The sequence below is a fragment of the Methylomonas stagni genome (assembly GCF_050154735.1).
GTDB classification, from domain to species: domain Bacteria; phylum Pseudomonadota; class Gammaproteobacteria; order Methylococcales; family Methylomonadaceae; genus Methylomonas; species Methylomonas koyamae_A.
The window spans coordinates 3666345-3687354 of record NZ_CP189557.1; the positions used below are offsets into that span (position 1 = coordinate 3666345).

Below are 21010 nucleotides of genomic sequence, written 5' to 3' on the forward strand. Positions count from 1 at the left end.
AAATATGCATCGGATAGCGGCAAGGTTCCAGGCTGTACCGGTTGGCGCTGGCCTTGGCGCCGTTAACGGTATCGGAAAATCCAATTGTTGTGGCCGATCCGGAAGGGGCGAATGGCGCGTTCGACGGCATTGTTGTCGAAGTCCAGCCGCCCTTCTTCGCGATAGACGGTGAGCGCGGCCCAATGCGTGCCCGGTACGCGAAGGCTTTGCCGATCAGGCCGCTCGGTAAGACTTGGGTTATCCGATTAAGGCGCGCAACTGACGACCAACTCGTCGCTGAATTGGCCGACTTCGACATCCTTGACCACATAAACCGCCGTATAACGCCGTAACTCCGGCTTGCCGGCAATCAACAGCGGACGGTTATCGACATAGCGGGTTAGCGTATCGCGCGCTAAAAACAAAAACTCGCTATCGTTGTCGCGCTGCGAATAAATATTGATGCCGTCGCTTTTGGACTTTTGAAAACTCAACACCACAATACCGCCGGTCTGATCGACCGCTTTCAAAATCGGTTTGGCATCCGATAAATCCGTACTGATTTCCGCGCCGACGATACCCAGCAGATTGCCGAGCGCATCCGTGTAACTGGGATGAGATTTGATACGCCGAGCCAAAGCTCTTACCTTATCTTCCAATTGATTGCGATACGCTTGTTTCTCGGCGGTGGCATGATGAGAGGCAGCCGCGGCAATATTGGCGGCGGCCACTTTACCGTGCAGTTCCTTATTATCGCTACCGCAGCCGGCAATATCCTCATCGGATAAGCCCAGCTGCGTTTTCAAACTGGCAAGATTCAAGATAAATCGATCATGCCACATCAATAACTCGCCATCGGGACGCGGAAAATAATCCGATTTAGCCATGGGATGCTCTCCTTTTTAAAACAAAGCGATTAAAGCCATGCAACGATCGGCGAATCCGAAAGCCGGCATAGCGGAAATGATCCATCGACGGGATTCCTAACACTAGAAATAGGTCGCGACGAATTATAGGTAAGCTCTCCGCTTCTACAAGTGCGGTAAAATGTCGCACTATTGGCCGATAAAACCGGGCGAAGGCATGAGCAATCGCCTTGTGGTCATTTCCGAAGCATCCGAGTGGGTTTCCGACGGCCGCGAAGGCGTTCCCAAAGGCTTGGAAGACGCATAAATCCAACCCGAAGGCACATAAAAATGTCCGGAAGGCACCTTCGCAACCCAGGAAGGCGCATCCGAAACACCGGAAGGCACGCTCAAGCCAGCCGAAGGCACCTTCCAAAGGCCGGAAGGCAACTTCTAGCGTTTTTTATACGCTTTCGGCTTGGGTTTATATGCGGTCGGGGCTCATGGGAGTGCGTTCAAGCCGATTTTATGCCGCAATTTCTGGGGGTCTCGCCGATTTTGACTGGTAAGCTTGGCTCATAAATCAATCGTGAGCCACAAGAAAACACCTTTTATTACAATCGCTTATTTTTATATATGGCACTTGGCGCCGTTGTTTGCGCTCAAGCTTGCCAGATAGAACCAATTTTGAGCCAAATGATGGGAGATGGGAAAGTACACCGATCCTATCCGTCTTGGCTAAAACTGGCCGTCCTAATCCCAGTTTCAATACCACTCTAATGTGTGACGCATCATGCCTGTCGTCTAATACGTTCAGAGCGAGTAGACCTTGGACTTGCAACGCTTCGGCGTATACCTCCATGGCATTTTGTCTGTCACGAGCCAGAGAAAAAACTTGCCCAGAGTATCGATGGCATCTTGTTGTTAGCCTTTCTAAGGTCAGCATCGTAAATTCATGAAAGTGGGATGAGTCATGATGGGCTTATCATGATTTTGTCTATACAATAACCTGATGAGATTGACTTTTGATCCCGCCAAGAACGCCCGAAATATCCAGGAACGCGGTTTGCCTTTCACTATGGTCGAAAACTTCGCTTGGCAACATGCCTTGATCATGGAAGACACCCGCCAGGATTATGGTGAACGGCGCTTCAGAGCATTCGGCAGGATTGAAGACCGTCTTTTTGCCGTGGTGTTTACAACCCGTGACGATGCCCTGCATATCATCAGTTTTAGAAAAGCGAATAAACGAGAGGAAAAACGCTATGGCCAATCGAATTAACCCCGCTTCGCTCGACGAGGATAACCCGGAATGGACAGAACAAGACTTTGCCCGCGCTCGCCCGTCATCAGAGGTGCTACCGGAACTTTTTGGTGAGGAAATCGCAGCTGAAATGCTAAAACCCAAAGGCGGCAGGCCGCGCAAGGCTAATCCCAAAGTATTTACCGCCATTCGTCTGGATGCCGATATTGTCGAGGCTTTCAAGGCAACCGGAAGCGGCTGGCAAACCCGCATCAATGACGCCCTGAAAACGTGGTTGAAAGAACACCCGGAAAATAGAACGGGCTGATTTTCATCATGGTCACAACGCCTTCAAGTCGTTACGTTACTATTACGTATGACAGCTCTTGAATAGATAGCTGCCTTTACGTATTTACCTGTAAATGCTTTATGCAATACTTGACCCCGTTTCTGTGCTCCCTAGAAGCCATTTGACCTTGAAAGGGACTCATATAAAGTACTTTGTAACTTAAATAGCAACATTGTTTAGAAGCGAATACCAAACTGAAGGTGGAATCGGTGTTTGAAAATGACGATAAGCAATGAGATCTAGCCCAATAAGTTGTTCCTTGGCTGCCGGTGAGTCAAAGAGAATTTTTCCAAAATCAGATTCCCGAATCATATTCATCTGTTTTCTATATTCTGCTGCCGTTGGTGGCAAATGGATTGGCGCTTCGGTCGCACCGGAATCGAAATGAGCCGTCTGGAAATAGAGATATTGATATAGGTCTTTTTCAGGATGCCAGATTTGGATACATACATTAGGGTATGCATCTTTAACATTTTCCGCTAACACCTACACCTATCTGGTGGCGTTGTTCCGCCAGTTACCCCAGGCCAAAACCGTCGAAGACTTCGAGGCATTGCTGCCTTGGCATTTCAACAATTCAATAACCTAACAAACCCGTAACGCTCTGTTCGGAAAATCAATGACGGGGTTCATAAAGCGCTTACGCATAACGGTGAGGTAACCGGCCCTGCGCAACTTCATCACTAAGCATCCGGAGGGTGAATGCATTAAACCTCCATAGCGGCTTTCTTCAACGCTGACGTTAACTCTCGTGCAAGCTGAACGTAATGGACCACTGACTCGGCCGGAGGATTGAAATCTGGGTCATGTACTGCGTTGTTTCGAAGGGATCGGAGATCGTGAAAAAGAGCAACGTAATTGAAGTCAAGGATTTCTGCCCTTTGAATTTCTCGCATCAATGGTAAAACCCCTCTGATTGGTCGAACCGCTGGCCGAGCGAGCCCTTTAACTTCATGGAGCCATTGGATTGCGGCTTCAACCTCAAGCCAAGCAGATAAGATTGTTCCTCTTGGATTGGCAGCGGCACCTCGATAGCAGCAGGCGTTACCGCTTGAGCATCGGGTGTTCGCTCAATCTCAACTTCCTCTTCAGTTTCTCTCAACTGATCAGCAAACTCTGCTTCCGCTGCGCCAGCTTTGAGACGCTTAAGACGAGCCAGGAGAATTGCCAGTTCTTTCTTGAAATAATGGGCAATAAAGACTGCGGCGATGGGCCAAGCAATGCTGGAAAGAATTTTTGCTATCGCTTCGAGTAACTTTTCAAGAGACGTTGGTTCGGAATGCCCATCCGTCGCAGACTTTTCGACCATGGGGTCACCGACATATTGAGTCACTGTTGCCGAACCGCAAAAAACGGTCACTTCATGGACGTTTGGTTTCGCTGAAGAGGCTGTTACATTCTTCCGTGCTTGGGGGCGTGAAGGACAAGCCTTGGCTTCTTCAGCACACACCGAGAAAGAGGCGAGCACAAAGGCCGCAATAGCGAAGACAATTTTTATAAGAGACATAGACCTCAAGGTACGATCATGGGTTTGACAGCTAACCAATAAAGAAGTGTTTCAGTAAATTACCAAGCAAAATCTCATTTGAGCGATAACTGATTGGTTGGTATAGAACTTCCTACACGGTATATCATTCGGTGATCAGAAATAATGGCCAAATATGGCCCGACCAACGCCCTCGGTGCATTGAAACAGCATGCGGTAACGTTCAGGCTGAGCGCAGTATTAGGTTTTGTTCGTTAGTAGTTCAAGGGTATCCGGATCCACTCGTTCTGTATCGAAAGCAACTACATTGCCTTCGGGATCGTAAAGAACACCATCTCGTTGCCTAAGAAATACACCATCTTCGATCAACATCTCGACAGCGGCAAAGTAGGCCGAGGTTTCACACCCCAATTCTGCACATACCTTTTTATTTATTCCCGGCTTCCAGGGTTGAGGTGGTAGCAAAGCTCGTACCCTTTCAACAAATTCGCTAGTAATAACGGGGCGTAACGGAGTTCGGCACGACGGCTGGTAAATTACAGGTTGGGTGTTCGAGAGCGCCTTCCCGCCCGTTATACCAAACGTGCTTGCCGCCTTTTCACATGCTGCAAGCACATTCTTACGCGATGTCCAGCCTCCCATTCGAGCGCTCGCGGATTCTTGGGCATTCAGTTGATGCCAAACCTGCTCGATTGCTTGGGGCGTAATTTGGGAGACATCTAAGGTGGCAAGCTCTGTGGCCGAATACGTAAACTTGCGAAAGTGTTGTGCCAAAACCAAAAATGCCGTCACATAGCGCCAACCTTTAAGGAACCTGTCTGTTGCTTTCCCTTGTGGTCGCAGAATCTCCAACTCGATATCGACTTTCTTCAGGAGCTGAACAATCCTAGGCCAGACATCGAGCTGTACTGCCTCATCAAAGACAGCCTCGTAAGTTTCCGTTGATCTCATGAACTTGGATCTGAGTGAAGCCGCAATGTGTGGTTTCTTGAGCATGAGAGCGACATAGCCGGCGGCTGCATATAGTGGAGTCACCAACTCGGCAGGAGGGTGCCCTTGGTTTGCGTAAAAGTTTTTCCTTCGCTCGTAGAACAGTCCATGCCGCAAAAAGACATCCTCAATATCTCGTTGAATTTTGTCAGTAGCGTGGAGCGAAGCCAACTCGACGTCTGTTTGGTTGTTTGTTGCGCGAATAATGGCGTCACGTATGGCTTCGTCTTTTGTGACAATCACCTTTACCAGGACACAACGATCATCAAGACTCCCCGGTTCTTGCTCAAAGTGTCTAAAAATTGACTCCGTTGTTTGAAGGCCATTAACGATTTGAATATCACTTACTTGGATTGATTTGCCTGTAATCGCAGCAGAAGTAGCCAGAACAGTCACACCATTGTTTAGCCACCAGAAATCAGGCGAATTCTTGTTATCGAGCGTTACCTTTATGTCTTCATTCACGCGATTGAGACCCATGAAGTCTCTGACATTGGACTCAAATAGGTAGCGCCGGAGCTTTCCTCCATCGGAAATGAATTTATAGTAGTCGGAAAGTCGTGCAAGAACCACATAACGTTCGCCTTTTGACAGTGCCTCGACGAATGGTAACTCCAACGAGTAGTTTGGAAATTTTCGATGGAGTTCTACAAGCTCAGTAGCGCCGACGAAGGTGAAATTGGATGTACAGGATCGAAAGCTATCTTCTGCAAGCAATGCTATTTGTCGTCCGCGGGCTGCAACCTCGTCACCAATTTCACCAGTGTCCCCACGCGATGCGTAGTACACATTAACTGTAAAGTTTGCGAGTCGTGGCGAGAGCTTTCTATATGCGAACTTCAGGTTTCCACGCATACGCAGCAGGTCTTCGGAATACCCTCCTTTTAGCTCTACGTCATCAATTGAAAAATCTAGCAACTCTGTAAGAGTTGCAATAAGTGAGTCTAATGTTGCTTGCTTAAAGGTATCGTGATGCTTGCAGCTAATCAGAACTAGCTTAAGCTCTGAGTTGGAGCGGGGCCATACAAAAGATTCGACATCCTGTAGCAGATGACCATTTACTAGGATGAAAAAACCATCGATTCCACCGTCCCCCCTTCCGTCAATTGATCCGTAAAGAATCTCATCAGTCGAGAGATCGAATTCTTTTAGGATTTGCTCCAATGCGAGGTACTCAAACGCCTCATCACGCTTTTCCGATGGTTGTTTGCTTACAACACGATCGTCAATAATTCCATCTAATAGAAGTCGGTCGTTCTTTGCCATGCTGCGGATTTTGATGAATAAGTTACCAATGAATTCGTTAACTGCATATCCAATCTAAAAATGCACAGCTGAGCGAGAATTTATTTTTCTGCATTTATGACTGGTGACGGTCAAGTTGCTGCCATTGAATCACTTCGGAAGACAGGCCGCAACGGGTCGATAGCGACAGTTCGAGTTATCAAAAATCCTCGCTCTGTACTGTCGCAAACATATTGGAATTGGGGATGGTTTGGGGTGGAATATTGCGCTGGTATAGGCCGGGAATATGCAGTGGCATTCAGTGCACAATTGAATCAATATGGCTGCTGTAGACTGCTTTTGCCAGAATTGACCGACACACTATGTGCATTTTTTCCATTCCCTTAGATTTTTCCCTATCAAACCAAAAATCCTGACAATCAAAATCAATTTAGGAGAGCAGGTACCATCCCAAGAAAGGGCACCTGCCTCGCGAGTGCTCAGTTTGAAATAAATGAGCAAGTACTGTCGGATTTTTTCATTTTTTGTGTCATTAGTTTTTCACTCATTTGGCACAGTTTTCACTTTTTGTGTCACTCGACAGCTCGAAACCGGCCAACGATCTGGCGTATCGCCATGCGTTTGGATTTGAGCGCTTCCGACGGTTTCATGATTTTCAATCGGCATGTCAGATCTCATAATTTGTGATGGCGGGAATTTACCCCCATTGAATTCAATAGCTTACAGGACTAGCAAAACGGATTTTGAACACACTAAAGTTGTACTTATAGTGACATTCAATCGAGATCAAGCCTTGCCACTCATTGGAGTTTCTCTCTTTCAGATTCTGGTCAGCCAACCTCCAGAAGATCCCAGGCGCGCTCATCCTCTTAAACCTATTCTATCCGGCCCGGGGGTTAGGCATATTGCATGATCCGAGCCTCAGCAACAACCGAGATTACGGCTTGTCTGTAAAAAATGAAAGAGATCAATTCCCCCACAGCTTCATGAGCCGGCTTTTTAGCCATGTGACCGGATTATTGTCGAATTCTTCAGGGAGCAAACCCATTTTTTTCAACGACGATTGACAGAGTTGAATGTATTCCTGCCGCTTCAGCATTTCTTCGCTTACGGCGGCCTTGATTTGCGGATAACGGCTTAACAGGTCCGCAAAGCAATCCTCAGGTATTGTAAACAAAACAACTTCGCCGACGGCGCGCATCGATGTCGGATAGGGAATCTTCAAAAGCAAGGGCAGTTCGCCGAAAAAATCGCGATGTTGCAGGCTAAACAAGCGCTGACTGACTTTCTCGTTCTCGAATATCGCATCGACCTCGCCTTTGAGCATGACGCAGAAAAATGGAAAGTATTCGTCCTGTTTAACCAAAATGTCGCCAGGATTGAAATAACGCGGCGAGCCCTGTTCTATCAGTTCGCGTATTTCCAGTTCATCGAAATACTGAAAATAAGGCAGCTCAATGAGGGCATTGTGTATGGACGGCATGCTTGCCGCTTCCGGCGAACCGTTGATCAGGTTGGTGGCCGCATCGGTGACCGGGTAAAGGTTCCGGTTATTCGTCGGATGATAGGGAATTTTAATGGCATGCAGTCGAAATAAGTATTCAATCCGAAAGTTTAACGCACTTCTGATCAGGCTACGTTGATCGATATGATCGGTCCAAACCCACAGTTCGAAATTCAACCCGATATCGCCAAACCCCTGAAGCAAGGCTTTGGGTGCCGGATCGCTTAATACGTTGGGTTCCTGGCCGGCGGCTTTCAATAACAACTCGGTTACCAATACCAGATTGCTGTGCTGTTCGACCACAAGTGGAATTTCAACCCGCCCACGCTTGGCTTGATACCCCCATTTTTCCACGATATTGTTGGTGAGCTGAACATTGGGAATGATCAGTTCCGAACCTTGGAACGATGTAATCACGGTCGAGCGCAGAAAAATATCCCGGATGCGTCCTTCGCCACCGGCAAAATAAATAAGATCGCCCACTTTTAGTTTGCGTTCGCTCATCAAGGTAATGCCGCTGGCAATGTTCTTGGTGATGTCTTGCAAGCCAAAACCGACCGCGACTCCCAGGCCGCCGAAAATGAGCGCCAGTGTCTCGAAGTTGATGCCCATGACTTGCATGAGAACTACGATACCAACCGCCAACAGCGTAAAGCCGGCGAGATTGGCGATCAGTTTGCGATCGCCTTCGTTGACAACCAGGCCGACCAACAAGCGCGTATTCAGGATATGGCGTATCCAGCGGACGACCAACAGCATCAACCCTAGACACAGCGTGAATTTAGCCAACCAAATGACATTGACCGATTGCGTACCCAGCGTAAATATTGGCGTTTCAAAGAATAGGAAAGGTTGGGACAGCAAGGCGGATGAACCCATAGCCATAAATTAACTTAGTCGTAAAAACCGGAAAAATTTCCCCGATTATGGGGCAAACTCGCCGGCAATTGCATCAACCAACTGCAACGGAACCCGTTTTTAGAATACCGCGTTGAATTGGGTACGGACGTAGTCGGTATCCCGTCCTCCCGCTTCGGTAATCACCTGTTCCGCAAAAAAATGGCTGTAACTCAGGCCAAGCGAAAAATGCTTATCGATTTCCCACTCTATATTGGTGGAAAGAGCTTGGGTGACAAATCGACCGTTAGTCCCTAGCGTCTGCTCCAATGGGTTGAGTCCTCGCGTATATACCGCATCGTTTTTTGATAATCGCCAGTAAAAGTTCCAATCAACGGACAGCCGGATGCCCGGCAGCGGCTGCAAGGAGAGATTCGGCATCACATTAAAAAATTCTGCGGCGCCAGTATCGCCGCTTCCTCAAAATATGACAGATTGGGGTATAAGGGATTAAAGGTATTCAGCTGCCGGTCTTTGGCATTCCTGTCGCCACTGGCAATATTGGCGCTTAAACCCAAGCGCGGTCGCCAGCTTGGGGTGGCAAAGGTATAGCCGGTGTTGGATGCCGCAGTCCAGGCATTGATAGTCAAAGGTCCGAAGCTGCCGATTTGGTAAATGCCTTCAAAATTCCAATCCCAACCGAACCGCTTGCCGAAGACGCGGCTGCCGAACGAATGGCGGGATTCGTCGGCGATGGTGTTTTGATAATGGGCTTCTTTACGTTGCAGGCCAATGTAATAGATTTCGGCATCGGTCGGCTTGAACGACCATTTGCTGTTCAGCCCCCAGAGTTTTTCTTGGGTATTTCCCCGATCGTCGAAACTCGCCGGTGTTATCGCCACTTCTTCAAAACCGAACGCATCCAGGTCCAGATAGTCGTTTTTTAGCGAGAGTCGCACGCCATCGAAAGCTCGCCGCGCATTTTGGCCTTCACGTACGCTGATCAAACGGGACGAACCCAGCGCAAACTCTTGCCTCCCCACTCGAGCGGTCAAGGCTTGAAAATGCAAGTCGATAAAACCCTGCTGCAAATCAGCGCTATCGTTATCCAAAGGCCCTTGCTGCAGACCTAGGTTATTAGACAGATAGCTGCCCAATTGCACAAAGGCCCTCAAGTGTTCGGTGACATGCAGATCGGCGTGCAGCAAAAAGCGATGCAAAAATTGCTGGCCGTTGGCGTGTGTTTTCAGTCCGAACAAATCATTGTCGTAGCTATTGAAACGTTCCCGAAAATTTCCGCCCAAAGATAAATACACGTCCTCGCGGTCGGCGGTCAGCGGCAGGTATTTGAGCGATTCATAGCTGCTCCGCCGAGTGTGCTTGGCAAGGTATTGGTAATTTTCCTGCCAGCGGTTGCTGTTAAAACCCGGCTCGGTCTCTTGCGCGATCCCTGCGGTGCTAACCAGCAATAAGGCCAATGGCATGAGTCCGGGTTTCATTGGCAATGACCTCTTTCACGTTATCGCATGAAGGCTAGCCGCTATCAGTAGGCAAAACAGCCGCAGCCCAGTGCCCACGGATTGTCAAACTGTGCTTGTTTTCCAGCATTATCCAGCCCCAACCAGCGCGACAGCTTGCCATCGTGGCCTGGGCGATGACCGTGAATCGCACAGGTGTGCGCTGCGCATGAAGCGGGCGGTAACGCATAATGCGTTTGCGGTGTTTGATGGCCGCCAAAATAGCGCACTGGTGACCAATCGGGACTGGCTGGCGGCAATGGCGTATCGAAACGGCTGAAATCATCCGCCGCGTAAACAATCCTGCCGCCCACCATGGTCAGCAGCGAGCTAATGGCCTTTATGGCCTCGTCGGCGACGGTCATGAAATCGTGAGATGTCACTATCAGGTCGGCATACATGCCTGGCGACAAAGCGCCTTTTACGGTCTCTTCGTTCGATTTATATGCGCTGCCGGCGGTCCACAGACGCAAGGCCTCTTCGCGTTCCAGGCAATTGCTCTCGCCGTAGAGCGGCAACCCGCCGACCGTTCTGCCTGTCACCAGCCAATACAAAGAGACCCAGGGATTAAAACTGGCAACCCGGGTGGCATCGGTGCCGCCACCCACCGGGATGCCCATTTCCAACATTTTTCGCAGCGGCGGCGTATGCTCGGCTGCCTTTTTACCATAGCGGTCTACAAAATATTCGCCTTGAAAGGCCATGCGGTGCTGTACCGCAATGCCGCCACCCAACTGCTTGATCCGCGCCAGATTTTTTTCGCTGACAGTTTCCGCATGGTCGAAAAACCAGCGCAAATCGTTGAAACGGGTGTCGCGATCAATCGCCTCGAACACGTCCAGCGCCCGGTCTATGGTTTCGTCGTAAGTAGCATGCAGCCGGAACGGCCAGCGATTCTCCACCAAAAATCGAACCACGTCGCCCAGCTCTTTTTCCATGCAGGCCGCCATGTCCGGGCGGGGTTGCAGAAAATCCTCGAAATCGGCGGCGGAAAACACCAGCATCTCGCCCGCGCCATTCTGGCGAAAGTAACTGTCGCCGCTGTAGGGTTTGACAACGCCGGCCCATTTCTGAAAATCCGCCAATTCCCCGCCCTTATTTTGGGTAAACAAATTGTAGGCGATGCGCACGGTCATCTGTCCGTCTGCATGCAGTTTTTCAATCACCTGATAGTCTTCCGGGTAATTTTGAAAACCGCCACCGGCATCGATGCAACTGGTCACGCCCAAACGATTCAACTCGCGCATGAAATGCCGGGTGGAGTTGATCTGATCGTCTAGCGGCAATTTCGGACCCTTGGCCAAGGTCGAATACAAAATCATCGCATTGGGTTCGGCAATCAACATCCCGGTTGGATTGCCGTTGGCGTCGCGCTGAATTTTGCCGCCCGGCGGATCGGGCGTGTCTTTACCGATGCCGGCGGCACGCAGCGCGGCGCCGTTCAATAACGCCCGATCGTATAGATGCAGGATAAACACCGGCGTATCCGGCGAAACCGCGTTGATTTCCGCCAGGGTCGGCATCCGCCTTTCTTTAAATTGAAACTCGCTCCAGCCGCCAACCACCCGCACCCATTGCGGGGCCGGCGTTCTGGCCGCTTGCAGTTGCAGCATCGCCAAGGCATCGGCGATGCTACCGACACCTTCCCAGCGCAGTTCCATGTTGTAATTCAAGCCGCCGCGAATTAAATGCAGGTGCGAGTCGTTCAAGCCCGGCACGACCCGTTTACCGCGCAAATCAATGGCGACGGTATCGGCGGTCGCCATCACCTGGATCTGTGCATCCGAGCCTAACGCAAGCACTTTGTCGGCGGCGATGGCGATCGCGCTGACCTCCGGCTGAGCAGGATCCAATGTCGTGATTTTGCCATTAAATAAAATGGTCTCCGGGCTAGAAGGATTCATATGCCACGCACCTCATCAACTGAATTTATCAGGAAAACGCATTCAATCCGCCGCCGCTTATTGATTAACTTTGTGCGGATATTTGGCACGTTGCCCATAGTCGTGCACCAGGCTGGCCGCATAGTCGATACCCATGCCGTACGCGCCAAAATGTTCGCGGGCAATATCCGTTGTGCCGACATAGGTTTCTTTACGACTCCAATCGCGTTGCAGTTCCAAGAGTACCTGCAGCGAGGTGATTGACTCCGCCCCATGTTGTTCGGCGCGCCTGATGGCGGCGTTGTGCGCTTCTAGCGAAGTACCGCCCGAGGCATCGGTATTCATGATGACTTCGAAGCCTTCCGCCAGCGCGCAGATGGTTGGGAAGATCAGACAAGCTTCCGTCCATAACGCGGCCATCACCAATTTTTTCCGTCCGGTCTTTTTAACGGCGGCGACGAAGGCCTCGTCTTCCCAGCTATTCATGCTGGAACGTTCGATCGGGTCCTGCTGCAACACATCCATCAACTCGGGCCAAATATAGCCGCTGAATGATTCGGTTTCGACGGCGGTGAGAACGGTAGGAATATTGAACAACTTGGCCGTTTTGGCCATCGCGACAGCGTTGTTCTTGAGTAATTGGCGGTCGATATTGGTCACGCCAAAAGCCATTTGCGGTTGATGGTCGATAAAAATAAACGCACAATTATCGGGGGTAATAAGTTTTTCGGTGGCTGCGCTCATTGATTGCTCCTTTAAACTAAATTGATTAAGTCAGAATTCACGGACTTGTATTTGACCAAGCTCTGTGGCTTGGGTATTGAACAATATTGACTTTTTTCTTAAAAATTAACGTATAAATAAAATGGTTTAATATCTCTCCTGTAAACAAAAGGCAAAGCGAAACATGGAGGAGCCGGTAGGAAAAGTGCTACAAAGCCTATGCTATTTTTACCGTAAAAACGACAATAATTCGGCAGGTAAACAATAACAATTAGACGTTTCGAAATTGGCCAGGCGTTACCCCGACCTTTCTTTTAAACACGCGATTTAGATGACTTTGATCGGCAAAACCGCACAATATCGCAACGTCGGTTAATGCAATTCCGGTAGAAATAAACTTTTTGGCTTGAATAATTCGATACGCTTGCAAATATTCGTGGGGCGTAATTCCCAAGCATTTTTTAAAATTCCTTAATAGCACAAACGGATTCGATTTAGTGACTTCCGAAAGCTCGTTCAGAGAAATGTTTCGATTATAAAAAGTCCGCAAATATTCAATGGATATTTTCACTTTCGAAGGCTTTAATAGTTGCGGGCAAGCGTAATGATTGCCTGTCACTTGCTGCAAAAACCGATTTACGAATAGAGCCAGACAAGTCGATTGTTCCAGGGCACATTGGCTGGCTTCTAAAACTCTATGCGTATCGGCAAAGTAATTCCGTAAATACAGGTTATCAATGATCGGATTTTTAAAATCCAATACAAACTTGCTTAACTCATGCTTTTCGCAATAATCGATCAGTTGCCGAGGGCTGATTTTGATTTCGCGACAAATTGCACCGTCCTTGTTTATAAAAGCCGATTTCAGGGAGAATATTTGCCCCGCATCGCGCATCACTAGACAATTTGGCGTTTCAAGATAGTTCTGACCATTTTGCCGGCTTTTCCAAACCGCACCGGAAAAACCGATAATGGCAATTTCATCGTGAAAGATTTTTTCCAATGAAATCGACTGCTCGGGCGATATATCGAAGCGAGAAAAGTGACATCCTTCAATCTGCCAGTTCAATATTTTGCTGGTAGTAGTTTGTCCCATAGTTCAATCTGTCCCGTTAATAAAGGTAATTTAAATAGGCTTTGCCGCGACTGCGGTAACGATTGCCACAGTCCGCTGCCGTTGACTTACGCCCAAGACATAATCCGGACGCTAACTTTTAAAAAACCATTTCGCGATTAGCCGGACATAGAGCGGCATAATTAAATACACCACCAAACCGACGATAACCAAAGCCAATACACCCTGGCGAATGCCGAACTCCCCCAGCTGCGGATACTTTACAAACACGGGTTCCATCGCTGGCGGCACATACATCGTCAGCGGCCAGATCACCGACGTCGTCACCAGCCATTGCTTCCAACGCCGCGGATGCTTACCCACCACCGGCGGGGTAAACCAGTAATCGATGCCGGTTTTGATGTCGATCGCTTCTTCGCTGTCCAGAATCCCGGCAATTTCCTGAAGCAACTGCTGGCGTTCCGGAGACCGCTGCCAGAATTCCAAGGCCTGGATTCCGGCAAAGCGCACCACGATCAGATACTCGTTGTGGCCGTCCGGCGGCCGGACAACTTGTACGCCCAAATGCCCCGGAAAGCTTGCCGCAATCGGCATGATTTTGCTTAACCAACGCTCGTATTGCTGAAGGTTGCGCTTACCTTTTTTCAGCCGATGGCGGATGGCGAAAAAAACTTGTTCGTTGTTGGGCGACGTTTGGCTGATTTCGTTCATGGCACACTACCGGCTGGGTTTCTCATGCGGGCGTAAATCAAACACCAACATTTCGGCATTGTGACCCTGTTGTATGTCGATTAGGCGCTCGCCGCGGATGCGGGCGCCATCGCCTGCGTGCAGCACAGTGCCGTTCACGGTCAAGGTGCCGCTTACCAGATGCACGTAAGCATAACGGTTATCCGCGAGCATTAACTGCGCCTGTTCGCCGACATCGAAACAGCCGGCGTAAACCCGCACGTCCTGGTAAACCGACAATGATCCTTCCGCACCGTCCGGCGAAATAATCAGCGCCAGACGGCCTTGTTTTTGCGCGGGGCTAAAATGACTTTGCTGATAGCGCGGCTCGACGCCTTTGCTATTCGGCACTAGCCAAATTTGCAGAAAATGCACTAACTCGCTCTGCGAATGATTGAACTCGCTATGAGTCACGCCGGTTCCGGCAGTCATTAACTGAACGTCGCCGGCTTCGATCACCGAGCCGTTGTTCATCGAGTCTTTGTGTGCCAACGCACCGTCGATGACATAGGTAAAGATTTCCATGTCCCGATGCGGATGCGTGCCAAAGCCTTTACCCGGCTGCACGATATCTTCATTGATCACCAACAAATCGGAAAATCCGCTTTGCTGCGGATCGTAGTAATTGCCGAAGGAAAAAGTGTGTCTTGAGAATAGCCAGTCGAACTGAGCGCTACCTCGGCGGTGGGCGGGACGAATTTCCAACATGATCAAGCTCCTTTCAAAAATTTCGAATTAACATTCACTCAGCTTTTGTCTGAAATCTTGGGGTTTTCAGCGAGTGAAATTAGAATACTCCTGAGTTTTTAGTATTTAAAACGAGTTATTTTGCTTTTAATATTCGATTTTTTCGAAAGTGGTTTTGGAGATCTAATGAAGTTATCGCTGGAAGCTATTCAAATTATCGATGCGATCGACCGCACCGGATCGATGTCGGGCGCGGCGGAACTGCTGCATCGCGTACCCTCCACCATTTCCTATGCCGTCGGCAAATTGGAGGAACAATTGAATCTGAAGTTATTCGAACGCAATGGCCCCAAGCTTTCGCTGACTCCGGCCGGAAATGCCTTGTTAAACGAAGGGCGTTTGTTATTGCACGCCTTTGGCGACCTCGAATCTCGGCTGTATAAAATCGCTTCTGGATATGAAGCCGAACTGACCGTGGTGTTTGATTCGCTGATACCCAGCAGGGTGTTTATTAACGATCTACATGAGTTTAATACCCTGGAATGCGGAACCCGCATTCGCTTCACCGCGGAAGTGATGAGCGGCGTATGGGAGGCATTACGTGAGGAACGGGCGGATATCGTCGTTGCCGTCGGCGATTGTCCGAATTGGAGCGGCTATCAAGTCAGGCAGATCGATACAGTGGATTTTGCGTTTTGCGTCGCGCCCGTCCACCCGTTGGCTGCGGCGAATCAGCCAATTAAAACCGACATCCTGCATATGCATACGGTTATCGCCGTCGCCGACAGCGCCCGGTCGCTGCCGGCAAAAACAGTAGGTTTATTGTCCGGGCAAAAACGCATTACGGTGCCGAATATCGACACCAAAATCCAATTTCAACGGGCCGGTTTGGGCTTTGGCTTTTTACCGCGACGATTAGTTACCCAAGATCTGGAAACCGGATCGCTGATGGAATTGCAGGTTGAGGAAGCGCGTCCGTCGGAACCGGTGTGGCTGGCAATGCGCACTGCAAATAAAGGTGAAGCGGCCAATTGGTGGTACCAAACATTAAGCCGGCCACTGTTAAGCGACGTTTGAAATATTGGCGCATACCGTCGCCCAAGCTTAGCGTCTGCTTTACCGGTTATCCGAGTAGTTTCGATCTCATTTGGAAATACTAATGCCCAGCACCACCCATTTGGGTAATTCCGATACATCTCTAAACATCCAAATTCGCCACATCCAGCGCGTTCTTGACGATGAAATCCCGCCGCGGTTCAACGACGTCGCCCATTAGCGTGGTGAAGATTTCGTCGGCGGCGATGACGTCGTTGATGGTGACTTGCAGCAGGCGGCGGCTGTTGCTGTCCAGCGTGGTTTCCCAGAGTTGCTCGGGGTTCATTTCGCCTAGACCTTTGTAGCGCTGGATGTGTTGGCCTTTTTTGACTTCCTTCATCATCCATTCGAAGGCTTCCTTGAAGTTGGCGACGCTTTGTTCGCGCTCGCCCATCCGCATTACTGAATCCGGACCGAACAGGCTCAGGGTTTGCTCGGCGTAGCGGGCGATTTTTTGATAGTCCATGCCGGTAAAGAAGGTTGAGTGCAGCACGAAGCTTTTGGTGATGCCGTGCAGGCGCTTGTTGACGGTGATGTCGAAGTCGTCGGCACCGTGATATTTAACCTCGGTACTGAATACGGCCTTGTGGTCGCCGCTGTTGAGCTTCTGCTCCAAATCGGCAAACCAGGCGCTCAGTTTCGCTTCGTCGGCCTTGGCGGTGGCGTCCAGGGGCTGTAAATAGGTCATTTGTTCCAGGTATAGATCGTCGTAGCGTCTGGACAGGCGATTTATGACCGCCATGACCTCGGCGAATTCGGTTGCCAGCTTTTCCAGGCCCTGGCCCTGGATGATCGGCGTATCGGCGTCGGTTTGCAGTTGGGCCTTGTCCAGCGCCAATTGGATCAGGTATTGGTTCAAGGCGCTGTCGTCCTTGACGTAATGTTCTTGTTTGCCTTTTTTGACTTTGTAAAGCGGCGGTTGGGCGATGTAGATATGGCCGCGTTCGACCAGCTCCGGCAATTGCCGATAGAAGAAGGTCAGCAGCAGGGTGCGGATGTGCGAGCCGTCGACGTCGGCGTCGGTCATGATGATGATGCGGTGGTAGCGCAGTTTATCGACGTTGTATTCGTCCTTGCCGATGCCGCAGCCCAGCGCGGTAATCAAGGTGCCGACTTCTTCCGATGAAATCATTCTGTCGAAGCGGGCGCGTTCCACGTTCAGAATTTTACCTTTCAGCGGCAGGATGGCCTGGGTGCGGCGGTCGCGGCCTTGTTTGGCGGAACCGCCGGCCGAGTCCCCTTCCACGATGAACAGTTCGGACAAGGCCGGGTCTTTTTCCTGACAGTCGGCCAATTTACCGGGCAGGCCGGCGATATCCAGCGTGGTTTTGCGGCGAGTCATTTCGCGGGCCTTGCGGGCCGCTTCGCGGGCGCGGGCGGCGTCGATAATCTTGCCGGCGATGGCTTTAGCAACTTGAGGCTGCTCCAGCAGAAATTCCTGGAGTTTCTCGTTCATCGTCGATTCGACCAGCGGTTTGACTTCCGAGGACACCAGTTTGTCCTTGGTTTGCGACGAGAACTTGGGATCGGGGACTTTCACCGACAATACGGCGGTCAAACCTTCGCGAGCATCGTCGCCGGTGGTGGCGACCTTTTCCTTTTTAGCCAGACCGTTGCTTTCGATGTATTGGTTGATGGTGCGAGTCAGCGCGGCCCGGAAGCCGGCCAAGTGGGTACCGCCATCGCGTTGCGGAATATTGTTGGTGTAGCAGAACACGTTTTCCTGATAGGAATCGTTCCATTGCATCGCGACTTCAACAGTGACGCCTTCTTTCTCGGCCTGGAAGTGAAACACTTTTTCGAACAGCGGGGTTTTATTTTTATTCAGGTGTTGAACAAAGGCGCTGATGCCGCCTTCGAATTCGAACACGTCTTCCTTGCCGCTACGTTCATCGCGTAGCGAGATTCTGACGCCGGAGTTGAGGAAGGATAATTCGCGCAGCCGTTTGGCAAGTATGTCGTAGTGGAATTCGATGTTGGTGAAGATGGTCGGGCTGGGCTTGAAGTTGATGTAGGTGCCGCTGCCTTCGGCATCGCCAACGATGGCCAGCGGCGCGACCGGTTCGCCGAGCACATATTTTTGCATGTGCAATTTACCGTTCTTGCGCACCTTCAATGTCAGCTCTTCGGATAACGCATTCACGACCGAAACCCCGACGCCGTGCAAGCCGCCTGACACCTTGTAGGCGTTGTCGTCGAACTTACCGCCGGCGTGCAAGACGGTCATGATGACTTCGGCGGCGGAACGGCCTTCTTCCTTGTGAATATCGACCGGGATACCGCGACCGTCGTCGTAGACCGATACCGAACCGTTTTCGTGTATCACCACATCGACACCTTTACAGTAGCCGGCCAAGGCTTCGTCAATGGAATTGTCGACTACTTCGAACACCATGTGATGCAAGCCGGAACCGTCGTCGGTATCGCCTATGTACATGCCGGGACGTTTTCTGACCGCATCCAGGCCTTTCAGTACTGTGATGTTCGAACTGTCGTATTGTTCACTCATGGTGTGTTCCGTAATGTAGGGTTTTGCCGCATTGACGCCAGAGGGGATCTATTCCTGCATCGTTGCTTCTGCTGGTGAGAGTTATAGTTATTGTGTTGTCTTGTTCGCGTTGCGATCACGGCGTTTGAATTCTTCCGTGTTCCACGTGAAACCTTTTATAAGTTTTGAGAGGCGCCAAATCGCCGAAGTCAGAAAAATCGGTACTGGTGATAAAGACTTGGCAGTTCAGTTCAGCCAGATATTTTAACAATTTTGCCTTGTTTTCTGTATCCAATTCCGCCGCTAAGTCGTCGATCAAAATGCAGCAGGCATTCGGGCTAATCCGGTTCAACAACGTTACTTGCGCCATCAGTAAAGCCAGTACATAGAGCTTTTGCTGTCCTCTGGATAGGAAGTCCTTGGCTGGGCGTTTGTCGCAATAACAGATGAAGTCTGCGCGATGCGGCCCGCTATGGGTAAATCCGTAACGCAGATCTCTATCCAAATCCTGTTTCAGGTAATGTTCCAATTCGTTTTCATCAGGCCATCCCGGATGAAAACGAACATCCGCTTGAACGTCCGTTAAAAATTGCCGTGCGGTTTCGTTAAACACCGGCAACAGTTCGTCAACATAGGCTTGTCGAAATTGGTTGATGACCTTGCCGTGCTCGGCCAACTCTCGGTCCCACGCCGGAATTTGTCTGAGTTGGCGAGACTTCAACAGACTGTTACGTTGCTGCAGTGCCTTGGCGTATTTCCGCCAATGACCCAGAAACTGTTTGTGCTGATTGAAAATCCCCCAATCCAGAAACTCGCGGCGAACTTGCGGACCGGCGTCAAGCAGGCGGTAACTCTTCGGATCGATCAACTGTACCGGCAGTGCATAGGCCAAATCCGACTTTTGCCGATTCTCGCCGTCGATGCGAATTTCGCATTGCTTGGCGTCGATTTGAATCCCAATCCGACTTAGCGATTGGCCTTGCTGGCGGTTTTGCGCGGACACCACCAGGTGGGTTTGGTCGAAGGCAATGGCTTGCTTAATATGCGTGGTGCGAAAGGACCGGGCGCGCCCAAGAATGAAAATGGCTTCCAGCAACGAACTTTTGCCGCTGGCATTGGCGCCGGTAATCAGGTTGATTGCCGGCGAAGGAGTAAGGCTGGCTTCACGGATGTTTCTAACCGAAAAAACATCCAGTGCGATCAAGGTCATTGTCCCGCTTACAGGCGCATCGGCATGACAATGAATTTAAATAAGGGTTGTTCGGGTTCTTCGATAAAACAACTGCTGGCATTGCCCGCTATCGTCAGCACCGCCAATTCGGAATCAAGATTCGAAACCGCATCCAGCATGTATTGCGAGTTGAAGGAAATACTCAGCGTCTGACCGTGATAATCGATGATCAGTTCTTCTTCCGCTTCGTCGTGTTCCGGGTTATGCGTGCTCAGTTTAAGAACGTCGCCGCCGATATCGAAGGTCACGCCTTTGTATTTTTCGTTGGACAAGATCGCCACCCGAGTCAGGGCGTCGCGCAACACCTGCTTTTGAATCAGCAACGGCGTCATGAAAGATTGGTTGAAGACTTTACTGAAGTCGGGAAACTTGGCATCTATCAGCTTTGAGGAGAATACCACATCTTTGAATTGGACCTTGATATGGTTGGCCGAGAACTGTACATCCAATTCCGCTTCGGGATCGTCCAGCAAACGGTTTAGCTCCTGAACCGCTTTGCGGGGAATGATGATGCGCGATTCGTAGCCGGTGGCGAAACCGATGTCGTCCTCGAAAATCGCCAAGCGATGGCCGTCGGACGCCACCAGTTTCATCTTCGAATTACTGACGTGAAGCAATAAACCGTTCAGGTAATACCTGACATCCTGGTTGGCCATGCAAAACAGGGTTTTATCCAGGCCCTTCTTAAATTTGCCGGCATTCAACGCAAACCGGTATTCGTATTCCGATTCGTTGAACTCCGGATAATGCTCCGCCGGCAAGGTGCTCAACGAAAATCGGCTACGGCCCGAGGATAGTTTTACCTTGTCTTCGTGTAACTCGAACTTGAGCTCCGCACCGCCAGGCAATAACCGGCAGATATCTAAAAACTTGCGAGCCGGTACCGTGATGACGCCAGGGTTTTCTATCGATTCACAATAGACCTTGCTGACGATTTGGATTTCGGTATCGGTACCGGTCATCACCAGAGAACTTTCATCCGCCCACAACAGCACGTTGGAAAGAATAGGCATGGTCTGGCGCTTTTCTATAACACTGACGATTTGCTGCAACGATGGCAGAATCAGATCTCGGCTAATAACAAATTTCATAGATATCTATTTT

General features: G+C 50.1%; 18 protein-coding genes and 2 pseudogenes. 4 read left to right on the forward strand and 16 right to left on the reverse strand.

What is annotated here, in order from left to right; translation table 11 throughout:
- Window positions 1–62 precede the first annotated feature (62 nt).
- A pseudogene (locus tag ACP4CD_RS16825) lies at window positions 63–188 on the reverse strand (IS66 family transposase); the annotation flags it as partial.
- 57 nt (window positions 189–245) lie between these two features.
- Window positions 246–866, reverse strand: a complete 621-nt coding sequence (locus ACP4CD_RS16830; protein ID WP_064024640.1) for a hypothetical protein — start codon at window positions 864–866, stop codon at window positions 246–248.
- A gap of 970 nt (window positions 867–1836) precedes the next feature.
- Between ACP4CD_RS16830 and ACP4CD_RS16835 the strand changes: the two genes are divergently transcribed.
- Complete coding sequence (locus tag ACP4CD_RS16835) at window positions 1837–2106, forward strand: BrnT family toxin (protein WP_313729424.1); 270 nt, start codon at window positions 1837–1839, stop codon at window positions 2104–2106.
- On the forward strand, window positions 2090–2395 hold the full coding sequence (locus tag ACP4CD_RS16840) for a BrnA antitoxin family protein (protein ID WP_313729425.1): 306 nt from the start codon (window positions 2090–2092) through the stop codon (window positions 2393–2395). Before ACP4CD_RS16835 ends, ACP4CD_RS16840 begins: the two co-directional genes overlap by 17 nt.
- A gap of 180 nt (window positions 2396–2575) precedes the next feature.
- On the opposite strand, the gene ACP4CD_RS16845 is transcribed toward ACP4CD_RS16840, so the two are convergent.
- Window positions 2576–2902 carry a hypothetical protein gene (locus tag ACP4CD_RS16845; RefSeq protein WP_313729426.1) on the reverse strand — a complete coding sequence of 109 codons (327 nt, stop codon included), beginning with the start codon at window positions 2900–2902 and terminating at the stop codon, window positions 2576–2578.
- 1 nt (window position 2903) lies between these two features.
- Between ACP4CD_RS16845 and ACP4CD_RS16850 the strand changes: the two are divergent.
- Window positions 2904–3005: pseudogene (locus tag ACP4CD_RS16850) on the forward strand (transposase domain-containing protein); the annotation flags it as partial.
- Window positions 3006–3311: 306 nt separating this feature from the next.
- Here the strand turns inward: ACP4CD_RS16850 and ACP4CD_RS16855 are convergent.
- From ACP4CD_RS16855 to ACP4CD_RS16900, 10 genes are all read right to left on the reverse strand, one after another.
- Window positions 3312–3923, reverse strand: a complete 612-nt coding sequence (locus ACP4CD_RS16855; RefSeq protein WP_426991725.1) for a hypothetical protein — start codon at window positions 3921–3923, stop codon at window positions 3312–3314.
- Between the two features lie 219 nt (window positions 3924–4142).
- On the reverse strand, window positions 4143–6158 hold the full coding sequence (locus tag ACP4CD_RS16860) for an AIPR family protein (protein WP_313729428.1): 2016 nt from the start codon (window positions 6156–6158) through the stop codon (window positions 4143–4145).
- Between the two features lie 946 nt (window positions 6159–7104).
- Window positions 7105–8526, reverse strand: a complete 1422-nt coding sequence (locus ACP4CD_RS16865) for a mechanosensitive ion channel domain-containing protein (RefSeq protein WP_426991728.1) — start codon at window positions 8524–8526, stop codon at window positions 7105–7107.
- 93 nt (window positions 8527–8619) lie between these two features.
- Entirely contained in the window at window positions 8620–8919 is a 300-nt protein-coding gene (locus ACP4CD_RS16870) for an alginate export family protein (protein WP_426991730.1), read from the reverse strand.
- Entirely contained in the window at window positions 8919–9977 is a 1059-nt protein-coding gene (locus ACP4CD_RS16875) for an alginate export family protein (RefSeq protein ID WP_426991731.1), read from the reverse strand. The genes ACP4CD_RS16870 and ACP4CD_RS16875 overlap by 1 nt, the downstream gene beginning before the upstream one ends.
- A 44-nt stretch (window positions 9978–10021) precedes the next feature.
- Window positions 10022–11899, reverse strand: a complete 1878-nt coding sequence (locus ACP4CD_RS16880) for an amidohydrolase (protein WP_426991733.1) — start codon at window positions 11897–11899, stop codon at window positions 10022–10024.
- A 57-nt stretch (window positions 11900–11956) separates the two neighbouring features.
- Entirely contained in the window at window positions 11957–12622 is a 666-nt protein-coding gene (locus tag ACP4CD_RS16885; RefSeq protein WP_020485644.1) for a hydrolase, read from the reverse strand.
- A 250-nt stretch (window positions 12623–12872) separates the two neighbouring features.
- Entirely contained in the window at window positions 12873–13697 is an 825-nt protein-coding gene (locus ACP4CD_RS16890) for a helix-turn-helix transcriptional regulator (RefSeq protein WP_426991735.1), read from the reverse strand.
- 111 nt (window positions 13698–13808) lie between these two features.
- On the reverse strand, window positions 13809–14387 hold the full coding sequence (locus ACP4CD_RS16895; RefSeq protein WP_426991737.1) for an antibiotic biosynthesis monooxygenase: 579 nt from the start codon (window positions 14385–14387) through the stop codon (window positions 13809–13811).
- A 6-nt stretch (window positions 14388–14393) separates the two neighbouring features.
- Window positions 14394–15113 carry a pirin family protein gene (locus ACP4CD_RS16900; protein WP_426991739.1) on the reverse strand — a complete coding sequence of 240 codons (720 nt, stop codon included), beginning with the start codon at window positions 15111–15113 and terminating at the stop codon, window positions 14394–14396.
- A gap of 165 nt (window positions 15114–15278) precedes the next feature.
- On the opposite strand from ACP4CD_RS16900, the gene ACP4CD_RS16905 reads away from it, so the two are divergent.
- Complete coding sequence (locus ACP4CD_RS16905) at window positions 15279–16169, forward strand: LysR family transcriptional regulator (protein WP_426991741.1); 891 nt, start codon at window positions 15279–15281, stop codon at window positions 16167–16169.
- Between the two features lie 121 nt (window positions 16170–16290).
- Here ACP4CD_RS16905 and gyrB read toward each other — a convergent pair whose 3' ends face one another.
- From gyrB to dnaN, 3 genes are all read right to left on the reverse strand, one after another.
- On the reverse strand, window positions 16291–18696 hold the full coding sequence (gyrB, locus tag ACP4CD_RS16910; protein ID WP_168033531.1) for a DNA topoisomerase (ATP-hydrolyzing) subunit B: 2406 nt from the start codon (window positions 18694–18696) through the stop codon (window positions 16291–16293).
- 115 nt (window positions 18697–18811) lie between these two features.
- Window positions 18812–19885 carry a DNA replication/repair protein RecF gene (recF, locus tag ACP4CD_RS16915; protein ID WP_426991744.1) on the reverse strand — a complete coding sequence of 358 codons (1074 nt, stop codon included), beginning with the start codon at window positions 19883–19885 and terminating at the stop codon, window positions 18812–18814.
- An 8-nt stretch (window positions 19886–19893) separates the two neighbouring features.
- Window positions 19894–20997, reverse strand: coding sequence for a DNA polymerase III subunit beta (gene dnaN, locus ACP4CD_RS16920; protein ID WP_313730906.1), 1104 nt, complete (start codon window positions 20995–20997; stop codon window positions 19894–19896).
- Between the last annotated feature and the right edge of the window lie 13 nt (window positions 20998–21010).

What these genes read in the sequence shown, in the direction of transcription:
- ACP4CD_RS16830 (WP_064024640.1), bottom strand. Translation starts at nt 866, where the DNA reads ATGGCTAAATCGGATTATTTTCCGCGTCCCGATGGCGAGTTATTGATG.
- ACP4CD_RS16835 (WP_313729424.1), top strand. Translation starts at nt 1,837, where the DNA reads ATGAGATTGACTTTTGATCCCGCCAAGAACGCCCGAAATATCCAGGAA.
- ACP4CD_RS16840 (WP_313729425.1), top strand. Translation starts at nt 2,090, where the DNA reads ATGGCCAATCGAATTAACCCCGCTTCGCTCGACGAGGATAACCCGGAA.
- ACP4CD_RS16855 (WP_426991725.1), bottom strand. Translation starts at nt 3,923, where the DNA reads ATGTCTCTTATAAAAATTGTCTTCGCTATTGCGGCCTTTGTGCTCGCC.
- ACP4CD_RS16860 (WP_313729428.1), bottom strand. Translation starts at nt 6,158, where the DNA reads ATGGCAAAGAACGACCGACTTCTATTAGATGGAATTATTGACGATCGT.
- ACP4CD_RS16865 (WP_426991728.1), bottom strand. Translation starts at nt 8,526, where the DNA reads ATGGCTATGGGTTCATCCGCCTTGCTGTCCCAACCTTTCCTATTCTTT.
- ACP4CD_RS16870 (WP_426991730.1), bottom strand. Translation starts at nt 8,919, where the DNA reads ATGCCGAATCTCTCCTTGCAGCCGCTGCCGGGCATCCGGCTGTCCGTT.
- ACP4CD_RS16875 (WP_426991731.1), bottom strand. Translation starts at nt 9,977, where the DNA reads ATGAAACCCGGACTCATGCCATTGGCCTTATTGCTGGTTAGCACCGCA.
- ACP4CD_RS16880 (WP_426991733.1), bottom strand. Translation starts at nt 11,899, where the DNA reads ATGAATCCTTCTAGCCCGGAGACCATTTTATTTAATGGCAAAATCACG.
- ACP4CD_RS16885 (WP_020485644.1), bottom strand. Translation starts at nt 12,622, where the DNA reads ATGAGCGCAGCCACCGAAAAACTTATTACCCCCGATAATTGTGCGTTT.
- ACP4CD_RS16890 (WP_426991735.1), bottom strand. Translation starts at nt 13,697, where the DNA reads ATGGGACAAACTACTACCAGCAAAATATTGAACTGGCAGATTGAAGGA.
- ACP4CD_RS16895 (WP_426991737.1), bottom strand. Translation starts at nt 14,387, where the DNA reads ATGAACGAAATCAGCCAAACGTCGCCCAACAACGAACAAGTTTTTTTC.
- ACP4CD_RS16900 (WP_426991739.1), bottom strand. Translation starts at nt 15,113, where the DNA reads ATGTTGGAAATTCGTCCCGCCCACCGCCGAGGTAGCGCTCAGTTCGAC.
- ACP4CD_RS16905 (WP_426991741.1), top strand. Translation starts at nt 15,279, where the DNA reads ATGAAGTTATCGCTGGAAGCTATTCAAATTATCGATGCGATCGACCGC.
- gyrB (WP_168033531.1), bottom strand. Translation starts at nt 18,696, where the DNA reads ATGAGTGAACAATACGACAGTTCGAACATCACAGTACTGAAAGGCCTG.
- recF (WP_426991744.1), bottom strand. Translation starts at nt 19,885, where the DNA reads ATGACCTTGATCGCACTGGATGTTTTTTCGGTTAGAAACATCCGTGAA.
- dnaN (WP_313730906.1), bottom strand. Translation starts at nt 20,997, where the DNA reads ATGAAATTTGTTATTAGCCGAGATCTGATTCTGCCATCGTTGCAGCAA.